Origin of the sequence: Hyphomonas sp. KY3, assembly GCF_017309975.1 — a bacterium.
GTDB lineage: Bacteria > Pseudomonadota > Alphaproteobacteria > Caulobacterales > Hyphomonadaceae > Hyphomonas.
This window is the reverse complement of record NZ_CP022271.1, coordinates 554,347-570,167: the sequence shown is the minus strand read 5'-3', so window position 1 is coordinate 570,167 and position 15,821 is coordinate 554,347. Positions and strand designations below refer to the sequence as shown.

Annotated in this window: 18 protein-coding genes; 11 read left to right on the top strand and 7 right to left on the bottom strand. The window is 58.6% G+C overall.

All coding sequences use genetic code 11. From position 1 onward, the window contains the following. The first annotated feature begins 37 nt into the window (after positions 1 to 37). From CFA77_RS03025 to CFA77_RS03010, 4 genes are all read left to right on the top strand, one after another. Entirely contained in the window at positions 38 to 373 is a 336-nt protein-coding gene (locus CFA77_RS03025) for a PilZ domain-containing protein (RefSeq protein ID WP_034816508.1), read from the top strand. A gap of 86 nt (positions 374 to 459) precedes the next feature. After that, on the top strand, positions 460 to 702 hold the full coding sequence (locus CFA77_RS03020; protein ID WP_206992189.1) for a dodecin family protein: 243 nt from the start codon (positions 460 to 462) through the stop codon (positions 700 to 702). Positions 703 to 711: 9 nt separating this feature from the next. Further along, positions 712 to 1,074: a DUF1801 domain-containing protein gene (locus tag CFA77_RS03015; protein WP_206992188.1), complete on the top strand. Its 363-nt coding sequence runs from the start codon at positions 712 to 714 to the stop codon at positions 1,072 to 1,074. Positions 1,075 to 1,240: 166 nt separating this feature from the next. After that, positions 1,241 to 1,714 carry a glutathione peroxidase gene (locus tag CFA77_RS03010; protein WP_233347836.1) on the top strand — a complete coding sequence of 158 codons (474 nt, stop codon included), beginning with the start codon at positions 1,241 to 1,243 and terminating at the stop codon, positions 1,712 to 1,714. A 20-nt stretch (positions 1,715 to 1,734) separates the two neighbouring features. Here the strand turns inward: CFA77_RS03010 and CFA77_RS03005 are convergent, their stop codons facing one another. Then, the gene (locus CFA77_RS03005; protein WP_206992186.1) at positions 1,735 to 2,289 is read right to left on the bottom strand and encodes a hypothetical protein; all 555 of its coding nucleotides are present in this window, start codon (positions 2,287 to 2,289) and stop codon (positions 1,735 to 1,737) included. 227 nt (positions 2,290 to 2,516) lie between these two features. On the opposite strand from CFA77_RS03005, the gene CFA77_RS03000 reads away from it, so the two are divergent. Next, positions 2,517 to 3,698, top strand: coding sequence for a thiolase family protein (locus CFA77_RS03000; RefSeq protein WP_034816497.1), 1,182 nt, complete (start codon positions 2,517 to 2,519; stop codon positions 3,696 to 3,698). A gap of 9 nt (positions 3,699 to 3,707) precedes the next feature. Next, complete coding sequence (locus CFA77_RS02995; protein WP_206992185.1) at positions 3,708 to 4,772, top strand: DUF2332 domain-containing protein; 1,065 nt, start codon at positions 3,708 to 3,710, stop codon at positions 4,770 to 4,772. A 2-nt stretch (positions 4,773 to 4,774) separates the two neighbouring features. Here the strand turns inward: CFA77_RS02995 and CFA77_RS02990 are convergent, their stop codons facing one another. After that, on the bottom strand, positions 4,775 to 5,902 hold the full coding sequence (locus CFA77_RS02990; protein ID WP_206992184.1) for a serine hydrolase: 1,128 nt from the start codon (positions 5,900 to 5,902) through the stop codon (positions 4,775 to 4,777). Continuing rightward, positions 5,899 to 6,399: an Lrp/AsnC family transcriptional regulator gene (locus CFA77_RS02985; protein WP_034816488.1), complete on the bottom strand. Its 501-nt coding sequence runs from the start codon at positions 6,397 to 6,399 to the stop codon at positions 5,899 to 5,901. The genes CFA77_RS02990 and CFA77_RS02985 overlap by 4 nt, the downstream gene beginning before the upstream one ends. 125 nt (positions 6,400 to 6,524) lie before the next feature. On the opposite strand from CFA77_RS02985, the gene CFA77_RS02980 reads away from it, so the two are divergent. Beyond that, complete coding sequence (locus tag CFA77_RS02980) at positions 6,525 to 9,986, top strand: indolepyruvate ferredoxin oxidoreductase family protein (protein WP_206992183.1); 3,462 nt, start codon at positions 6,525 to 6,527, stop codon at positions 9,984 to 9,986. Positions 9,987 to 9,990: 4 nt separating this feature from the next. On the opposite strand, the gene CFA77_RS02975 is transcribed toward CFA77_RS02980, so the two are convergent. The 3 genes from CFA77_RS02975 to CFA77_RS02965 all read right to left on the bottom strand — a co-directional run bounded on the left by CFA77_RS02975 (position 9,991) and on the right by CFA77_RS02965 (position 13,131). After that, positions 9,991 to 10,329 (bottom strand): hypothetical protein, encoded by a 339-nt coding sequence (locus tag CFA77_RS02975; RefSeq protein WP_206992182.1) that lies wholly within the window; start codon positions 10,327 to 10,329, stop codon positions 9,991 to 9,993. A 71-nt stretch (positions 10,330 to 10,400) separates the two neighbouring features. Continuing rightward, complete coding sequence (locus tag CFA77_RS02970) at positions 10,401 to 11,993, bottom strand: lysine--tRNA ligase (RefSeq protein WP_206992181.1); 1,593 nt, start codon at positions 11,991 to 11,993, stop codon at positions 10,401 to 10,403. Positions 11,994 to 12,369: 376 nt separating this feature from the next. After that, positions 12,370 to 13,131, bottom strand: coding sequence for a hypothetical protein (locus CFA77_RS02965; protein ID WP_206992180.1), 762 nt, complete (start codon positions 13,129 to 13,131; stop codon positions 12,370 to 12,372). A 197-nt stretch (positions 13,132 to 13,328) separates the two neighbouring features. On the opposite strand from CFA77_RS02965, the gene CFA77_RS02960 reads away from it, so the two are divergent. The 4 genes from CFA77_RS02960 to bfr all read left to right on the top strand — a co-directional run bounded on the left by CFA77_RS02960 (position 13,329) and on the right by bfr (position 14,977). Then, positions 13,329 to 13,751 carry a hypothetical protein gene (locus tag CFA77_RS02960; RefSeq protein ID WP_206992179.1) on the top strand — a complete coding sequence of 141 codons (423 nt, stop codon included), beginning with the start codon at positions 13,329 to 13,331 and terminating at the stop codon, positions 13,749 to 13,751. A gap of 2 nt (positions 13,752 to 13,753) precedes the next feature. Then, positions 13,754 to 13,981, top strand: a complete 228-nt coding sequence (locus tag CFA77_RS02955; protein ID WP_206992178.1) for a helix-turn-helix transcriptional regulator — start codon at positions 13,754 to 13,756, stop codon at positions 13,979 to 13,981. After that, positions 13,978 to 14,292, top strand: coding sequence for a bacterioferritin-associated ferredoxin (locus tag CFA77_RS17105; RefSeq protein WP_242517463.1), 315 nt, complete (start codon positions 13,978 to 13,980; stop codon positions 14,290 to 14,292). The genes CFA77_RS02955 and CFA77_RS17105 overlap by 4 nt, the downstream gene beginning before the upstream one ends. Positions 14,293 to 14,485: 193 nt before the next feature. Beyond that, positions 14,486 to 14,977, top strand: a complete 492-nt coding sequence (gene bfr, locus CFA77_RS02945; protein ID WP_034816470.1) for a bacterioferritin — start codon at positions 14,486 to 14,488, stop codon at positions 14,975 to 14,977. Positions 14,978 to 14,982: 5 nt separating this feature from the next. Here the strand turns inward: bfr and CFA77_RS02940 are convergent, their stop codons facing one another. After that, a complete protein-coding gene (locus CFA77_RS02940) occupies positions 14,983 to 15,807 on the bottom strand; it encodes an ion transporter (RefSeq protein ID WP_206992177.1) in 825 nt (274 codons plus the stop codon). Between the last annotated feature and the right edge of the window lie 14 nt (positions 15,808 to 15,821).

Below are 15,821 nucleotides of genomic sequence, written 5' to 3'. Positions count from 1 at the left end.
GTTGCAAGAAAATCTTCGGATAAGGATTCCGCCCAAAATGAAATTGCTAAACCGCCTGTTCAAGACATCAAGTTCCGATTCCGAGGCTCCCGCCTCTGCGCGCGTAGAACAGATGGTGACGCCCGTAAAAGAACGGCCACGTCCCGTCCGTGCATCGGTCTATCGGGAAGCAAATGTCGTTTACGAATCCGGCTACAAGCGTCGCGGTATCGTTCTGGACTATTCTGACACAGGCGTTCGCCTCCGGTTTCCGACCAATGAGGGCATGCCTGAATTCGTGACCCTTCATGCCAAGGGAGTGGGCCTGCAGGGCCCCGCACGCGTTGTCTGGCAAAAAGGTTCTGAAGCGGGTTTTCAACTCACGACCATCTAGGGTCGCACCCGTCCCTTCCCAATGTTCATTTGGCTTTTGGGCCTAAAAGGTCTTGAATGGTCCTTTCAACGCGAAAGGGACGCACCATGGCCATCATGAAATCAGAACAGATCATGTCGGAATCGACCAAATCCTTCGAGGATGCGATTCAGACAGCGGTCACACGCTTTGACGCCACCGTCAAAGGCCTCGCATCGGCTTACGTCAACGAAATGTACACCACAATCAAGAACGGCAAGATCGAAAAGTATCGCGTGAACCTCCAGATGACGTTCGAAGTAATGCCGCCCAAGGCCGACGACAAAGCCAAGCGCGCAAAGAAGAAGTAGGCCCCATTCGTGGCCAAGACGACGGAAACCTGGTTTTCGGAACTCGATCCGGCCCAATTCGAGATTGCGGAAAGCCTTCGAGCGCGCATCGAGCGGGCAGGCCCCGGCCTGACCTGCAAGCTCGCCTGGGGCTTTCCGTGTTGGAGTGGGACCGAGCGGATATTCTCGATTGCGGCATACAAGGACCGCTGCAATCTCCAGATCTTCTATGGTGCCGAACTTGCGCCGTCCTTTCCAGATCGGATCGAAGGCACCGGCAAGGCTCTGCGCCATGTAAAAGTCCATTCGGTCGATCAGATCGACGCCCAACTGGATCAAATCATCGAGGCGGCAATCCGGCTGGATGCAACCGATCCACGGCCTGTTCGATAGGAAGACGTGACAGCTGCGTGGTTTGCCCTATCATCTGACGTCAGATGCACAGGAACCTGCCCCCATGCGCCAATTCCTTGTCCCAGCCCTCGCCGTCGTTTGCCTTGTCCTGGCAGTCCCGACAGGAAGCCAGGCACAATCCCCTAGCAATTCGGAAACCCCTTCCATGACGGCAACGCAATTTACGAGCATTGATGGAAAGCCAGTCGACCTTGAAGCACTCGATGCAAAGGCGATCCTCGTCGTGAATACAGCCTCCAAATGCGGCTACACCAAACAGTATGAGGGCCTTCAGGCACTGTATGAAGCGAAGCGAGCGGAGGGGCTCGTCATTCTCGGCATCCCTTCAAATGATTTCGGCGGGCAGGAACCCGGGACCGAGGAAGAGGTCCAGACGTTCTGCCAGCTGAATTTCGGCGTGACATTCCCGCTGACAAAGAAATACGCTGTGACGGGCGCTGATGAGCACCCATTCTATTTGAATGCCGTGGACATGCTTGGCGAGGCCGCGCAGCCGAAATGGAATTTCCATAAAATTCTCGTCGATGGCGACGGCACACCGCTCAAGGCCTACCCCTCTGCCACTACCCCATCGGATCCGGAACTCGTGGCAGATATCGAGGCGGCCCTCGGCGGATGACGCCTATCAGGCGCGCCACTTCACGACCGGAGTGATCCTGCCGGTACGGCAAGTTCGGGAATGGATTGCAGAAAGGCCCGCGCCTGCTCACCGGCTGCAGCACACGCTGTTTCAAGCTGCCCTCTATCCAGGCGCACTGCGCGAATACGTGCCCACGGGTGTCGTTGGAGATAGTAGTCGAGATTGTTCAAAAGCTCGAATTCAACTCGGTCAATCTGTTCGCTTTCGCTTGCTTCAAAGAAATACATTCGAGTTTGGGCCGCGCTCCAGCCCCGCTCGAAATGCGCGTGATAATGGCCCTCATCCTCGCCGAAACAATCGAAGCGGAGGACTTCGTCTTCGTGGATGAAAAGCGAAAACGCGGGCCCGCGCCCAATGGGCAGGACTTTCCAGAAGACGTGCAACTCTGCGTCTGGCGATATCGAGAATATTTTCAGATCGCGTCGGCTCGGAAATTTCGCGGAATAACGTTCATGGAGACGGAACTTGCGGAGGCGCCGGGACAATTGCCGACCAGCATAGAACATCCGAGATGGAAGCATTCTGCGCGCCAAGGCATAAGTCGAACTTGCCATTTAAGGTACCCATCCCCAGCGACATTTTCACCAGATTGCTCTCGTGGCTTTCATTGAAGCCGAAAATGCACTGGCATTACAATAGAACGGCGACAACTTCTCGATTGCGCGCCCCGTTCGATGAAAAAATCTCCGCCAATCGCGTTTCGTGAACTCTTGACGAGTGAGGCCCGGACGCGCTTTGTGTTCGCACCTGCAAAAAAAAATCCATAGCGGAAGGAAACTCCATGTCTGAACAAGATCCCGTCGTCATCGTCGGTATGGGCCGCACGCCCATGGGTGGCCTGCTCGGCGACCTTGCCAGCCTGACTGCCAGTGAGTTGGGCGCCATTGCCATCGAGAAAGCTGTCAGCGAAGCAAAGCTGGCCCCCGGCGAGGCGAATGAAATCATCATGGGCAACTGCCTTCCCGCTGGCCAGGGCCAAGCTCCTGCCCGTCAGGCAGGTTTCAAATCCGGTCAGGACAAGGGCCTTGAAGCCACAACGATCAACAAGATGTGCGGCTCCGGCATGCAAGCTGCCGTCATGGGCCGCAATGCCATTCTGGCGGGCGACGCAAACATCGTGATCGCTGGCGGCATGGAATCCATGACCAACGCACCGCACCTGCTGAACGTCCGCAAGGGCCATAAATACGGCACCATGAACGCTCAGGACCATATGGCGCTCGACGGCTTGTCCGACGCCTACAAGGGCGGCCCTATGGGCGAATTCGCCGACATGATCGCGGGTGAGTACCAGTTCACACGCGAGCAACAGGATGCCTACGCGCTGGAAACGCTGTCGCGCGCACAGAACGCAACGAAAGAAGGCAAGTTCAAGCGCGAGATTGCCCCGGTCACCATCAAGACCCGCAAGGGCGAAACGGTCGTCGACACTGATGAACTGCCTCGCACTGCGATGCCGGAAAAAATCCCGTCGCTGCGCCCCGCCTTCTCCAAGGACGGCACCGTTACCGCAGCCAATGCCTCAGCTATTTCAGATGGCGCAGCTGCGCTCGTCCTGATGCGCGAATCTGAAGCCAAGAAACGCGGTCTCAATCCGCTGGCCAAGATCGTGTCTTCGTCCAGCCACGCGCACGAGCCTGAATACTTCACGACCGCGCCAGTGCCTGCCATGAAGAAAGCCTTGGAAAAGGCTGGCTGGAGCGTCGACGATGTCGAGCTTTGGGAAGTCAACGAAGCCTTCGCGGTCGTTCCAATGATCGCCATGAAGGAAATGGGCATCTCGCACGACAAGCTGAACGTGAATGGCGGTGCCTGCGCCATGGGTCACCCGATCGGCGCTTCCGGCGCTCGTTTGATCGTCACACTGCTCGCGGCCATGGAAGATCGTGGCCTGAAAAAAGGCATGGCCAGTCTCTGTATTGGTGGCGGCGAAGGCATCGCCATGGCGCTCGAACGCTACTAGGGGTCCGGCATGCTGGATGAAACCCGGATCCTCGACCATTTCACCGAACAGGCGAGATGGTGCGAGGATCTGGGCTCTCCTTTCACTGCGGCCCTGCTCCGGAAATTTGCCGAAGATTTTGAGGCCAATGGCCCGGTCGCGGATATCTGCGCCGACTGGACCGGCAATCCCCGCAAGGATGCCCTTGGCCTCAGGCTGGCCGGTGCCCTTCACCATGCCGTGCTAACCAACGCAGCACCTGCTCTTGCCGCGACTTATCCCGGCCATCTGGCGGAGTGGAAGATGGAGGCTGTCTGGGCCGAGGCCCAGCCTTGGCTTGCGGCGCACATCCCCGACATCCGCACCTTCATCAAGAGTCCCCCGCAGACCAATGAGACCCGCCGGTCGATAGCGCTCCTGCCCGGTTTTCTCGAACTTGCCGCAACCTACCGTATGCCCATGCACCTGCTTGAGCTCGGCGCGAGTGCGGGCCTCAACCAGAATTGGGATCGGTTCACCTATGATGGCGGAACCTGGCAACGACCGGGCGCGAGCGACGTCACGATATCCACGATCTGGAACGGACCCGAGCCCGCACATCTCGACGCCGCTCCAGTCATTGCTTCACGCGCCGCTTGCGACCTGAACCCGATTGACCTGACAAATGAGGCCGCCTTCCTGCGGCTCAAATCCTACATTTGGCCAGACCAGGCTGGACGACTGGCCCGTCTGGATGCGGCGGCAGAATTGGCCAGACATATGGGCGTTCGCGTGGAACAGGCGGATGCGGTTGACTGGCTCGCCCAGAAACTGACCAAACGCCCCTCAGAGGGCCTGACAGTCATTTATCACTCAGTCTTCCTTGTTTATCCGTCAAAAGAAGATGTTGCACGCATGAAGCGACTGATCGAAGAAGCGGGCGCAGCTGCCACCGAGACTGCCCCCCTCGCCTGGCTTTGCTTTGAACCGGAATCCCTGTTTGGAGGAGACCGCGCGTCTCCGCGCATGCAGACCCGACTGCAAGTCTGGCCGGGTGGCGAACCCCGCATACTGAATGAGTCTGATGGACACGTCACATATGTGGACATGCCGTAAGACTATTCGGCAAATGCGTCTGCCAGTTCCCGAGCGAGCTTATTGACCGCCGCAACGCCCTCATCACTGAAACTGTTTGTGTTCACAATTACGACAAGACCTGCATCTGGCAGCAGGTAAACCGACGACAACCACATCGTATTCGACCCGTTATGGGCGAAGAGACGTCCATGCGGACCCGGCGCTGAGACGCCCCACCCCAACGCATAGTCGGATCCCGCGGTTGGATATGGCGTAAGCAGTTTCTGCTCGGTCTCATCTGCTTCCAGAAAGCCGCTGACAAAGCGCGCATGCGCGGCCAACGGCACATGTAACGTGCCAGCGGGTGCCAGCGCGGCCGGGTTATCCGCTCCGCTGCCGGTGCCCTGGCCTTTCAAACCTCCGAACAGACCTTTTGCGTGGCCTTCAATCCCCGTCGGCGGCGGTCCGAACCCCCAACCTTCATTCTGGAGTACAAGCGTGGACAGGAACAATGTCTCGTAATTCTCGTGCCCCAGCCGCAAGGCTATCCGGTCCAGTGCTGCCCCCGCAATCATGTAACCAAGATTGGAATAGGTAAATGTTCCCGTTTCGCCGGCAGGCGGCTTTGTCAAAAAACCTCGCGCCAAAGCAGTGCGCTGAGTTTCGACAGGATCGTTGGAGCCGCGACTGGTCAGGAACCACATCATACCGGGATTGGCGGCAAGTCCGCTCCGGTGAGAAAGCAGATGCTCAATCGTCACATCGCCCCAGGCCGGATCCATCTCGTCGGCAAGGTCTGGCAACAACTCTGGCAGGGTCGCACCCCAACTCGCTTCACCCTGCTCTACGAGCCGACCGTAAAGCAGCGCGGTCAGCATCTTCGTGTTGGAGCCGATATGCCAGGCGTCACCCTGCTGGACAGCCCCCCGCTTGCCCTGCACGCGGGCTCCATCAACCGCGAGACCAAGAATGTCCCCATCGGCGTTGGCAATGACAGCCCCAAGAGCCACCAGCCCGGCATCTTCCCGAACCGTTTCGACCTTCTGTTGTAACTCCTCTGGCGATAGCGGTGCGGCCGATGATGGCAGCACCAGTACGGCAAGAACTGAGAGGGATATCGCGGCGCGGATCATGGCATTCATAGTCCAGGCGCTAGCGTCATCGGTCAAGCAGAGGCAGGCTTCTTGATATCTTCAACCAGATCAAGCGGCAGGGCAGTCGTACGCTTTGCGACCCGGATCACGATACGTGATTGCACATCCGACACGAGGGCTGAGCCTAGCAGATTGTCCCGCAGGAAATTGTCATAAGCGTGCATGTCGGTCGTGATGATGTGGATCATGTAGTCGACCGCACCTGTAACCGTCATGCATTCGATGACTTCCGGCCAAGCCTGAACCATCTGTTCGAAAGCATCGAGATTTTCCCGGCTCGGAAGCGCCAGTTTGACGCTCGCCATGACTTCGAAATTCAGCCCGAGTGAGTTATTGTCCAGCAGGGTCACCCGACCTGTAATGAAGCCGGCCTCTTCCATGCGCTTGATACGCCGCCAACAAGGCGATGAGGACAAGCCGACCCGGTCGGCAATTTCGGCGACAGACAAGCCGGCATCATGCTGGATGATGTCCAGTATTCGCGCATCTACAGCATCTAATTCTTGGGCCAATTTTGCTCGCTCTCTTAGGTTATCCGGTAAATTTTACCCCGGAATAGCAAAATTTGCGCAAGATAGGCAAGCAATTTCACGCGGTTTGACCAATAATCTGCCTAAACCCATCAGATAGGCATGCTATGCAACACCGCGAAGTCACGCTGGACGACAAATACGAGCTTGTCGAGGGAAAAGCCTTCATGACAGGGATTCAGGCGCTTGTTCGCCTGCCACTTGATCGGAAACGCCTTGATCTGGGCATGGGCCTCAACACAGCCGGCTTCATCTCTGGATACCGCGGATCGCCGCTGGGCGGTTACGATCAACAGCTTCGCGCCGCTCAAAAATGGCTGGATTCCCATGACATCAAATTCTGGGAAGGTCTGAATGAAGACCTCGGTGCCACCGCTGTGTGGGGCAGCCAGCAGCTCGGCCTGTTCCCCGGCGCGAAATATGATGGCCTGTTCGGCGTGTGGTACGGCAAGGCCCCTGGCGTAGACCGGACCGGCGACGTGTTCAAACACGCCAACGCCGCTGGCGCCTCCGACCATGGCGGCGTACTCGCCATCATCGGCGACGACCATAATTGCAAGTCCTCCACCCTGCCCTCGCAATCAGAGTTCGCGATGGCCGATGCGGAGATCCCGGTACTGAACCCCGCCTCCATCCAGGACGTGCTGGACTACGGCATCCATGGCTGGGCCATGAGCCGCTTCTCCGGAGCATGGGCCGGACTGGTCGCTCTCGCAGACACAATGGATTCCGGCGCTGTGGTAAGCGTCGATCTTGACCGGTTCAGTTTTGTCTCTCCTGATTTCCAGCTGCCTGAAGACGGCGTTCATATGCGCCGCGGCGACAGCCCGCTCGATAAGGAGCGGCGCCTGCGTCAGGTGAAGCTGCCGGCTGCACAGGCCTATGTGCGCGCCAACAAGCTGGACAATGTCATCCTGCCTTCGCCGAAACCCCGTGTCGGTGTTGTCGTGACGGGCCAGGCTGCCCGCGACGTGTTCGAGGCGCTCGCGGCGCTCGGCCTGTCACCGCAGGATGCAGGACGCCTGGGTCTCTCCGTGTACAAAGTGGCCATGCCGTGGCCGCTTGAACCCGAAGGGATCCGGGCGTTCTGCAAAGGTCTGGAACGTGTGGTCGTGATCGAGCACAAACGCCCTCTGATCGAAGATCAGCTACGCTCGGTGCTCTACGATCTGCCGGATGGCCAACGTCCGACTGTAGAAGGCAAGCGCGATCGCGAGGGACGCCCCCTGCTCTCCGATATCGCCTCCATCTCCATCCCGGAAATGGCTGGCGCGCTGATGAAGATCCTTCCTGAAGGTTGGGATACCAGCCGCGCCAACGCCTATTTTGATCGGATTGGCCGGACTGGCGAAGCGGCGCGCATCAATGCCTCCGAAACCATTCGCACCCCGCATTATTGCTCCGGCTGCCCGCACAATTCCTCCACCGTTGTGCCGGAAGGCTCGCGCGCGCTGGCCGGGATCGGCTGTCACTATATGGCGAACTTCATGCCGGACCGCAAAACCGACATGACCAGCCAGATGGGCGGCGAAGGTATTGCCTGGGTTGGTCAGCACTGGGCGACTGAAGAAGGCCATGTCTTCGTCAATCTCGGCGACGGCACCTATTCCCATTCGGGCAGCCTCGCCATCCGCGCAGCGGTGACTTCCGACGCGAACATGACCTACAAGATTCTCTACAATGACGCTGTCGCCATGACCGGCGGCCAGACAGTCGAGTCTGGCCAGACCCCGGCCCAGATCGCGCAGCAGGTGGAAGCCGAAGGCGTGGAGACGATCGTGATCGTCACCGAAGACCCGACCCGCTATGCCAATGTGAAAGACCTGCCGCGCCGCGTGAAGATCTTTGATCGCGAAGAGCTGGACGAGGTTCAGGTGATGCTGCGCGCCACGCCGGGCGTCTCTGTCATGATCTACGATCAGATCTGTGCCACCGAAAAGCGCCGCCGGTCCAAGCGCGGCCTTCGTGCACCGGACCGTACGCGCGTCGTCATCAACACCGAAGTCTGCGAAGGCTGTGGCGACTGTTCGATCAAATCCAACTGCCTGTCAGTGGAGCCGGTCGAAACCGAACTCGGCCGCAAACGGCGCATCAACCAGTCGACCTGCAACACAGACCTCTCCTGTTTGCGCGGCTTCTGCCCGAGCTTTGTGACGATCCAGGATGGCGAACCTGCCTGGCAGGACCAGCCCCGTCCGGAATTTGACGATGCCGGCCTGCCAATGCCGGAAACCCCCAGCCTATCTGAGCCGTGGAACGTGCTGTTCACCGGCGTCGGCGGCACAGGCGTCACCACGGTCGCCGCCGTACTGGCCATGGCCGCGCATGTGGACGGCCATGCGGCTTCCAGCCTCGACATGACCGGCCTTGCCCAGAAGGGTGGTCCGGTGCTTAGCCACATTCGCTTTGCGCGTGAGCCGGAGCTGATTTCGACCGGCAAGGTTCCGCCTGCTAGCGCCGACCTCATCATTGCTTGCGATCTCGTCGTGGCGGCGGGGGGCGACGCACTGAACCTGATGGATGTTGGCCGCACGGCGGCCTATGCAAACTCCGACGTAACGCCAACCAGTGAATTCATCCGGGACCGGTCAAAACGGTTTGAAAGCGATCTCCTCGCCGCGCGCGTGAAACGGCAGGCCCGCGACTTCGCTGCCTTCGATGCCGAGGCCCTTGCGGTCGGTTATCTGCATGATGCGATCTATACGAACATGATCATGGTCGGTTTTGCCTGGCAGAAGGGCCAGGTGCCGATCAGCCTGCGGGCACTCTACCGCGCGATCCGCCTGAACGGCACCAAGGTGGAAGACAACATGTCCGCCTTCAATATCGGCCGGATCGCTGCGGCGAACCCGGAACGGCTCCTGCCCCAGCATGACCCACGCGGTCATATCGAAGAGAAGACGCTGGACGAGTTGATAGATGACCGGGCAGCGCGCCTCACCGCTTATCAAGATGCCGCCTATGCGGAGACCTATCGCAACATCGTCGCTCAGGTGCGCGCCGCAGAACATGGCACTGGCCTCGGCGAGAAGCTGACCCGCGCCGCCGCCGCTTATGCCTACAAGCTGATGGCCTACAAGGACGAATACGAAGTCGCCCGTCTCTACACGGATGGGAAATTCGCTGAATACATTGCCAGCCAGTTCAAGGGCGGCAAACTCCGCCTGATGCTGGCCCCGCCCATTCTGTCAAAGACGGATGCAAACGGGCACGCCAAGAAGAAGCATTTCGGCCCGTGGATGTTCCAGGTCTTCAAACTGATGGCGAAGTTCAAGGGCCTGCGCGGCACGAAGTTTGACCTGTTCGGCTACACGGCCGAGCGCCGGATGGAACGCCAGCTGCGTGACGATTATCTCGCCGGCCTCGCCCGCATCGCGCAGGAACTGACCGCGAAGAATCATGAACTCGCCGTGGCGCTCGCCGAAATCCCAGACGATATTCGCGGCTATGGCCATGTGAAGGAAGCTGCCGCCGAAGTCGCCAAGGCGAAAGAGGCAGAGCTCTGGGCTGGCTGGCCGGACGGCACGCTGCCCAAGGCAAAGACCACGCTGATCGCGGCGGCGGAGTAGGCCCCTACTCTGCCGGCTCGACCTGCACGTCGATAATGGTGCCCTTCTTGCCGATTTTTTCGAGCGTCTTCTCGATATCGTCGGACTCGACGGTGCGCGTATAGGTCTTGGTGCCGCCGCCAAATTTCTTGACTTTCACCTTCAGTTTCACGTCCTCCTCTGGGCCGTCCAGCGCATCTCCGGTGACGTGCACGACCCCAGAGCCGACCGCATAGGCGCCCTTCGCGGTGCCCTCGACCACGTCGCCCGCCACGCTGACGGGCACGGTCACGATCTTGGTGGCAAGGCAGGCGGGCAGCGTGGCGAGCATGCCGGCGATCAGGATTAGGCGAATGGCAGGCATGGCAAAGGCTCCTCTGGCTCTGGCCAGACTAGAGCAGATGAATGTTTAAGCCATGTTACGAAACGTGCAGACTAGTCCCGCGCCAGCGCCTCATCCATCAGGCGGGCCGTATTGGCGACGCCGTATAGCGCCGCGAAGCTGCCGAAGCGCGGCCCCTGGCTCTGGCCGAGCAGGACTTCATACAGCGCCTGGAACCATTCGCGCAGATTCTCGAACTCATGCTCCTTGCCGACCGAGAAGGTCAGCGTCTGCAGGTTCTCCGAGGTCGGCTCACCGTCAAACGCCTTGAGGCGCGCGGAGAGGTCTTCCATCGCCGCGCGTTCCTTGTCCGTTGGCGCACGATAGGTCTTCTGCGGCAGGACGAAGTCCTGATAATAGCTCATCGCATAGCCGGCGAGTTCATCGAGCAACCGGTTCTTCTCGGGTGAGGCGTCCGGCGCATATTGCGAGATGAAGCCCCAGAGCTGGATCTTGTCTTCCGGGTTTGCCACCGCGACGAGGTTCAGGAGCAGCGCAAAGCTGACCGGCGTGGTCTCGGCTGGCGGGTTGCCGGAATGGATGTGCCAGACCGGATTTTCCAATTGGCGCGCAGGCTCCTCACTTGGATACTTCTCAAGGAAGGTCAGGTATTCGTCCACGGCCTTCGGGATGACATCGAAGTAGAGCTTCTTCGCCACGCGCGGCTTCTGGAACTGGAACAGGCCGAGGCTCTCATCCGGCGCATATTTCAACCAGTCCTCGACCGAGATGCCATTGCCCTTGGTCTTGGAGATCTTCTCGCCTTTTTCGTCGAGGAACATCTCATAGACATATTGCTCCGGCGGGCGCTTGCCCAGGATGCGCGTGATCTTGGAATAGATCGGCGCATTCGCCTGATGGTCCTTGCCGAACATTTCAAAGTCCACGCCGAGCGCGGCCCAGCGCATGCCGAAATCCGGCTTCCATTGCATCTTCACATGACCGCCCGTCACCGGCAGCGTGAATTCCTTGCCGGACGCATCCTCGAACGTCACGGTCCCCTTCTCTCCGTCCACGGCCTTCATCGGCACATAGAGCACTTCGCCCGTGTCCGGATGGATCGGCAGGAACGGGCTGTAGGTCGCCTGACGCTCCTCGCCCAGCGTGGGCAGCATCACATCCATGATGTCTTGATATCTCCGCGCAGCCTCCAGCAGCATGGCGTCGAACCGGCCGGACTTGTAACATTCCGTCGCCGACAGGAATTCATACTCGAATCCGAACTGGTCGAGGAAGGCACAGAGCCGCGCATTCATGTGCGCGCCATAGGAATCATGCGTGCCGAACGGGTCCGGCACAGCCGTCAGCGGCTGTTGCAGGTACGGCTCCAGCTTTTCCGGGTTCGGCACGGTCGGCGGCACTTTGCGCATCCCGTCCATGTCATCGGACACACAGATCAGGCGCGTTGTGTACTTGCCGCCGGTCAGCACTTCAAAGGCGTGACGCACCATCGTCGTGCGCACGACTTCGCCAAACGTGCCGATATGCGGCAGGCCGGACGGGCCATAACCGGTCTCGAAGGTCACAGGGTCGCCAGCCTCACGCTGGCCGGCCTTGATCTGCTGCTCCACGCGCTGTTCCAGCTTGCGGGCAAGCTCGAACGGCCAGGCCTTTGCGGATTGGGCGAGCGCGGAAAGATCGGTCATCGGGAATGTCAGTCATTGTTGAGAAATAATGGGTCCGCCGGACCTAGAGGCCACGGGGGGCGCGGTCAAGCTGCAGCAACGTACCTAGCAGTAACGAATGGTGAATCATCAGCCTTCCACAGCAAACGAACCAATAAGGAACTATTGTTGAGCTGGATCGCTGCACACTTTCAATTGCAGCCACGGAGAGGTAAGGCTCAAACTGCAAGAACTTTGACCACGAGGTATTGGGCGTCGACGGCGACCTACCTTACGAATCCCATCAAAAATAGAATCTCTCAAAGCGCGGGGGTCCGCCGCAAACCCCAAGCAAATTCCGCGATGAACGTTTGAGGATCGCCCTCGTCACGGGCTTCTTTCTAGGATTGCGCGGTTATTACTCTCTCTCCATAGTTTCATCTATGCCATCGTCGGGGTCGGGTAGATTGGCAATCTCATCAAGATCCTGCTCAATAGTGCCGTCCGAAATCTTGCGTAGTATTGTCCTGAGGTCTCGCTCTAAGACAAAGACTGCATCAAAATCTTCCACCTCATCGCTGACGCTCCATGGAACTCCGTTCTGATCGAACCGGATCAAGGTTCTGTTGTCCTTGTTCACGAAATATCTTCTGTCCGTCCCCTGCCAGACTTTCTCCCCAAGACGGCAATTCTTGTAGACGGCATAAAGGGGTAGGAGCGCTCCGTCAGACATGTGCTTTATTAGCATCATGGTCCATCCAATCTGGCCACTTAGTGTTTTGGCATGACCGGTTGCAAACTCCGGCTTTGGCGACTTCTTGGCTTCCGCCAGAATTGCCCATGCGGCATCTTCCCACTCAACGGCAGGGCCATCCAGACCTGGTACTTCGCTCGTTCGATATTCCGCCCCAAGGGCCAATTCAGTATCTCGAAGATTTGCAATGCGCCCTGATCGCTCTTTCCAGAGTTTGTAGGGAACAAAAAATACCCCTTCGAGGGCGAACCAAAGCAAGAAAAGGCAGACAATGCTCAGTGCAACGAGCGCAGTCCACGCAAACGTGTCTTGAGCGATGTCTTCACTCATTATTCCGCGCTCAATTATGTTGAATGTCTTATCAAGAACGAACGCTAAAATAATCGCCCCCGAAAGGACGACCGCATCGCGAAGGAGTGTTTTCAACGAGTGTTTCACTACGACACGCCATGTGTCGTTCCACGCCCTCCACCAAACGATCTTTTGGTATCGCAACCATTCCATACATAAAATTCATCGCGATTCTCACATAACGTCGAGCGCAATGTGTCGAAAATATTTGACATGTCAAAAATCTTTGACCATATGGGCCATGTAAGAAATTTTTGACATGGAGACATCAAATGTCCTTTCACGAAAAATCGGCCTGGATCATGGGCCTGCTGCTCTCGCTCACCGGGCTCTGGTACATCAATCAGGTGTGGAGCCGGTCAGAGGCGCTGGGCGAGACCATTGGCCCGAACATCGTGCTGATCGCCGTGGCGACCGGCATGCTGGTCTTCGGCGCCATCATCAGCCACATCATCATCGCGGCCAGCAGCCCGGAAGAGGCCAATGACGCAGAGGATGAGCGCGACAAGCAGGTGCTGCGCCGCGCGGGCAATATCTCCGGCTATGTGCTGGGCTTCGGCATCTTTGCGGGCCTCTGGCACTATTACTTCCTCGCCGATGGCAACATGCTGTTCCACATCGCGGTGGCCAGCCTGATCGCCTCGCAGGTGGCCGAATATGCCCTCACCATCCTGTTCTATCGCCGGGGCGTGTAAACATGGCCAAACGCCCCCCTATCCTGAACCGTGTGAAGGCCCTGCGAGAGGCCCATGACGGGATGAGCCAGGCGGCCCTGGCCAAAGAGATTGGCGTGACGCGGCAAACCGTGATCGCCATCGAACAGGGCCGCTACTCCCCCTCCCTCGAGAGCGCCTTCCGCATCGCGCGGGTCTTCGGCGTCAGCCTCGAAGACGTGTTCCAGTGGGACGAGACCGCCGAGGCATGACGCTCATCTTCGAATGGCCCGGCGGCGCCCCCGTCCGGGCCATTCCGCATCTGCAACAAAGCGCAAAAACCGGATTGACAATCATTCGCATAGTCGTGCAAATGGTTCTCATGATCATCTGTGTCTGCAACCGCATCAACTGCAAGAGCGTCCGGACTGCCGTCGACGCCGGGGCCCGCAGCCCCAAAGCCGTGCAGGCGCATCACGGGTGCAAGTTCCAGTGCGGAAAATGCAGCTGCTCTATCGGCGAAATCATCTCCGAAGAAATGGACCAGCGCCCGGCCGCGCCAGCGCTCGTCGCCGCCGAATAGGCGCCCACCCCCTGAAATTGCAGGCCTTTGCGCGGTCAGCCGCGATACACACCCGATTCAAACCGTTCTCAGGCGCCGCTGCAATTGTGTCGCACTTTCATATGCAATTGTTTTTATTGGATTTTTTGTTGATCCCATGACATAATCACCCTAGGTGCTGGCCCATACGAAATCCACAAAGCAGGAGCTCCCCATGAAAGGCGACCCGAAGGTCATCGAATTTCTGAACAAGTGTCTCAAGAACGAGCTGACGGCGATCAACCAGTATTTCCTGCATTCGCGCATGCTGCACGATTGGGGCGTCAGCAAGCTGGGCGATTATGAATACAAGGAATCCATCGAAGAGATGGAGCATGCCGATTGGCTGATCGAGCGCATCCTGTTCCTCGGCGGCCTGCCGAATCTCCAGGACCTCGGAAAGCTGCGTATCGGGGAATCAGTCTTCGAAATCCTCGAATGCGACCTGAAACTGGAAAACGACGCGATTCCGTTGCTCAAGGACGCGATGGAATATGCTGAGAGCGTTCGCGACTATGGCAGCCGCGACCTGTTCGGAAAGATCCTCAACAATGAGGAAGAGCATGTGGATTATCTTGAAACGCAGTTCGACCTGATCGAACGCATCGGAATCGAGCGGTATACAATGCTCCAGTCCGAAGCGAACGGCTCAAAGGCCCAGGACTAAACGGCTCAGGCGCTGCTCTCTTCGGGGGCAGCGCCGGCTTGCGCTTCGGCCGCCTCGACGCGGTCCTGAAGCTTCTGCAACTGACGCTCGCGCAGCTCGTCCGAAAAGGCACTGGCGAACACGCCTGCCGGCAGTGCGACCACGCCGATCCCCGCAATAGCAATTACAGACGCCGCAATCCGCCCCAGCGTGGTGACCGGATAGATGTCGCCATAGCCAACCGTGGTCAGCGTCGCGATGGACCACCAGATGGCGCGCGGGATGGAGCCAAACTCCTCACGCCCCTGCCCCACACCTTCGATGAAATAGAGCAGCACCGCCGCCACATAGACGAGCGCCAGCGCCATGGCGAGCGTGGTGAGAAGCTGCGTTCCCGCCCGCTTCATCGCTGCGCCCAGCACATCAAAAGCCGGTACGAAGCGCGCAATCTTGATCAGTCGGAACAGGCGGAAGACGCGCAGCGCGATCAGCGGAATGCCCCCGCCAACCACCATCACGATCAGTTCCGGCAGAAAGGCCAGCAGGTCTGCGATGGAATAAAAGCGCGTAATGTAGCGAAGACGACCAACAAAGCCCGCATATTCCGGCCTGAGACCCGCAATGGCGACGCGCAGGACATATTCGACGGCAAAGATGATGACGACCGCAACATTGAACCAGTCAAATACCATCTTCCATTCGGGAATGGCCAACAGGGTCGGCTCGGTCTCGAGCGCCAGGAACAGGAAACTCGCCAGAACGAGGCTGATAATGATCCAGTTGGTAACCGAAATGCCGGACTTGCGGGCTTCGGGCACCAGCTCATTATGCAACCAGCGATACAGCCCCATGCGAGTCCCCCTAA

Coding starts and splice junctions, on each gene's coding strand:
- CFA77_RS03025 (WP_034816508.1), top strand. CDS start 38: ATGAAATTGCTAAACCGCCTGTTCAAGACATCAAGTTCCGATTCCGAG.
- CFA77_RS03020 (WP_206992189.1), top strand. CDS start 460: ATGGCCATCATGAAATCAGAACAGATCATGTCGGAATCGACCAAATCC.
- CFA77_RS03010 (WP_233347836.1), top strand. CDS start 1,241: ATGACGGCAACGCAATTTACGAGCATTGATGGAAAGCCAGTCGACCTT.
- CFA77_RS03005 (WP_206992186.1), bottom strand. CDS start 2,289: ATGGCAAGTTCGACTTATGCCTTGGCGCGCAGAATGCTTCCATCTCGG.
- CFA77_RS03000 (WP_034816497.1), top strand. CDS start 2,517: ATGTCTGAACAAGATCCCGTCGTCATCGTCGGTATGGGCCGCACGCCC.
- CFA77_RS02995 (WP_206992185.1), top strand. CDS start 3,708: ATGCTGGATGAAACCCGGATCCTCGACCATTTCACCGAACAGGCGAGA.
- CFA77_RS02980 (WP_206992183.1), top strand. CDS start 6,525: ATGCAACACCGCGAAGTCACGCTGGACGACAAATACGAGCTTGTCGAG.
- CFA77_RS02975 (WP_206992182.1), bottom strand. CDS start 10,329: ATGCCTGCCATTCGCCTAATCCTGATCGCCGGCATGCTCGCCACGCTG.
- CFA77_RS02970 (WP_206992181.1), bottom strand. CDS start 11,993: ATGACCGATCTTTCCGCGCTCGCCCAATCCGCAAAGGCCTGGCCGTTC.
- CFA77_RS02960 (WP_206992179.1), top strand. CDS start 13,329: ATGTCCTTTCACGAAAAATCGGCCTGGATCATGGGCCTGCTGCTCTCG.
- CFA77_RS02955 (WP_206992178.1), top strand. CDS start 13,754: ATGGCCAAACGCCCCCCTATCCTGAACCGTGTGAAGGCCCTGCGAGAG.
- CFA77_RS17105 (WP_242517463.1), top strand. CDS start 13,978: ATGACGCTCATCTTCGAATGGCCCGGCGGCGCCCCCGTCCGGGCCATT.
- bfr (WP_034816470.1), top strand. CDS start 14,486: ATGAAAGGCGACCCGAAGGTCATCGAATTTCTGAACAAGTGTCTCAAG.
- CFA77_RS02940 (WP_206992177.1), bottom strand. CDS start 15,807: ATGGGGCTGTATCGCTGGTTGCATAATGAGCTGGTGCCCGAAGCCCGC.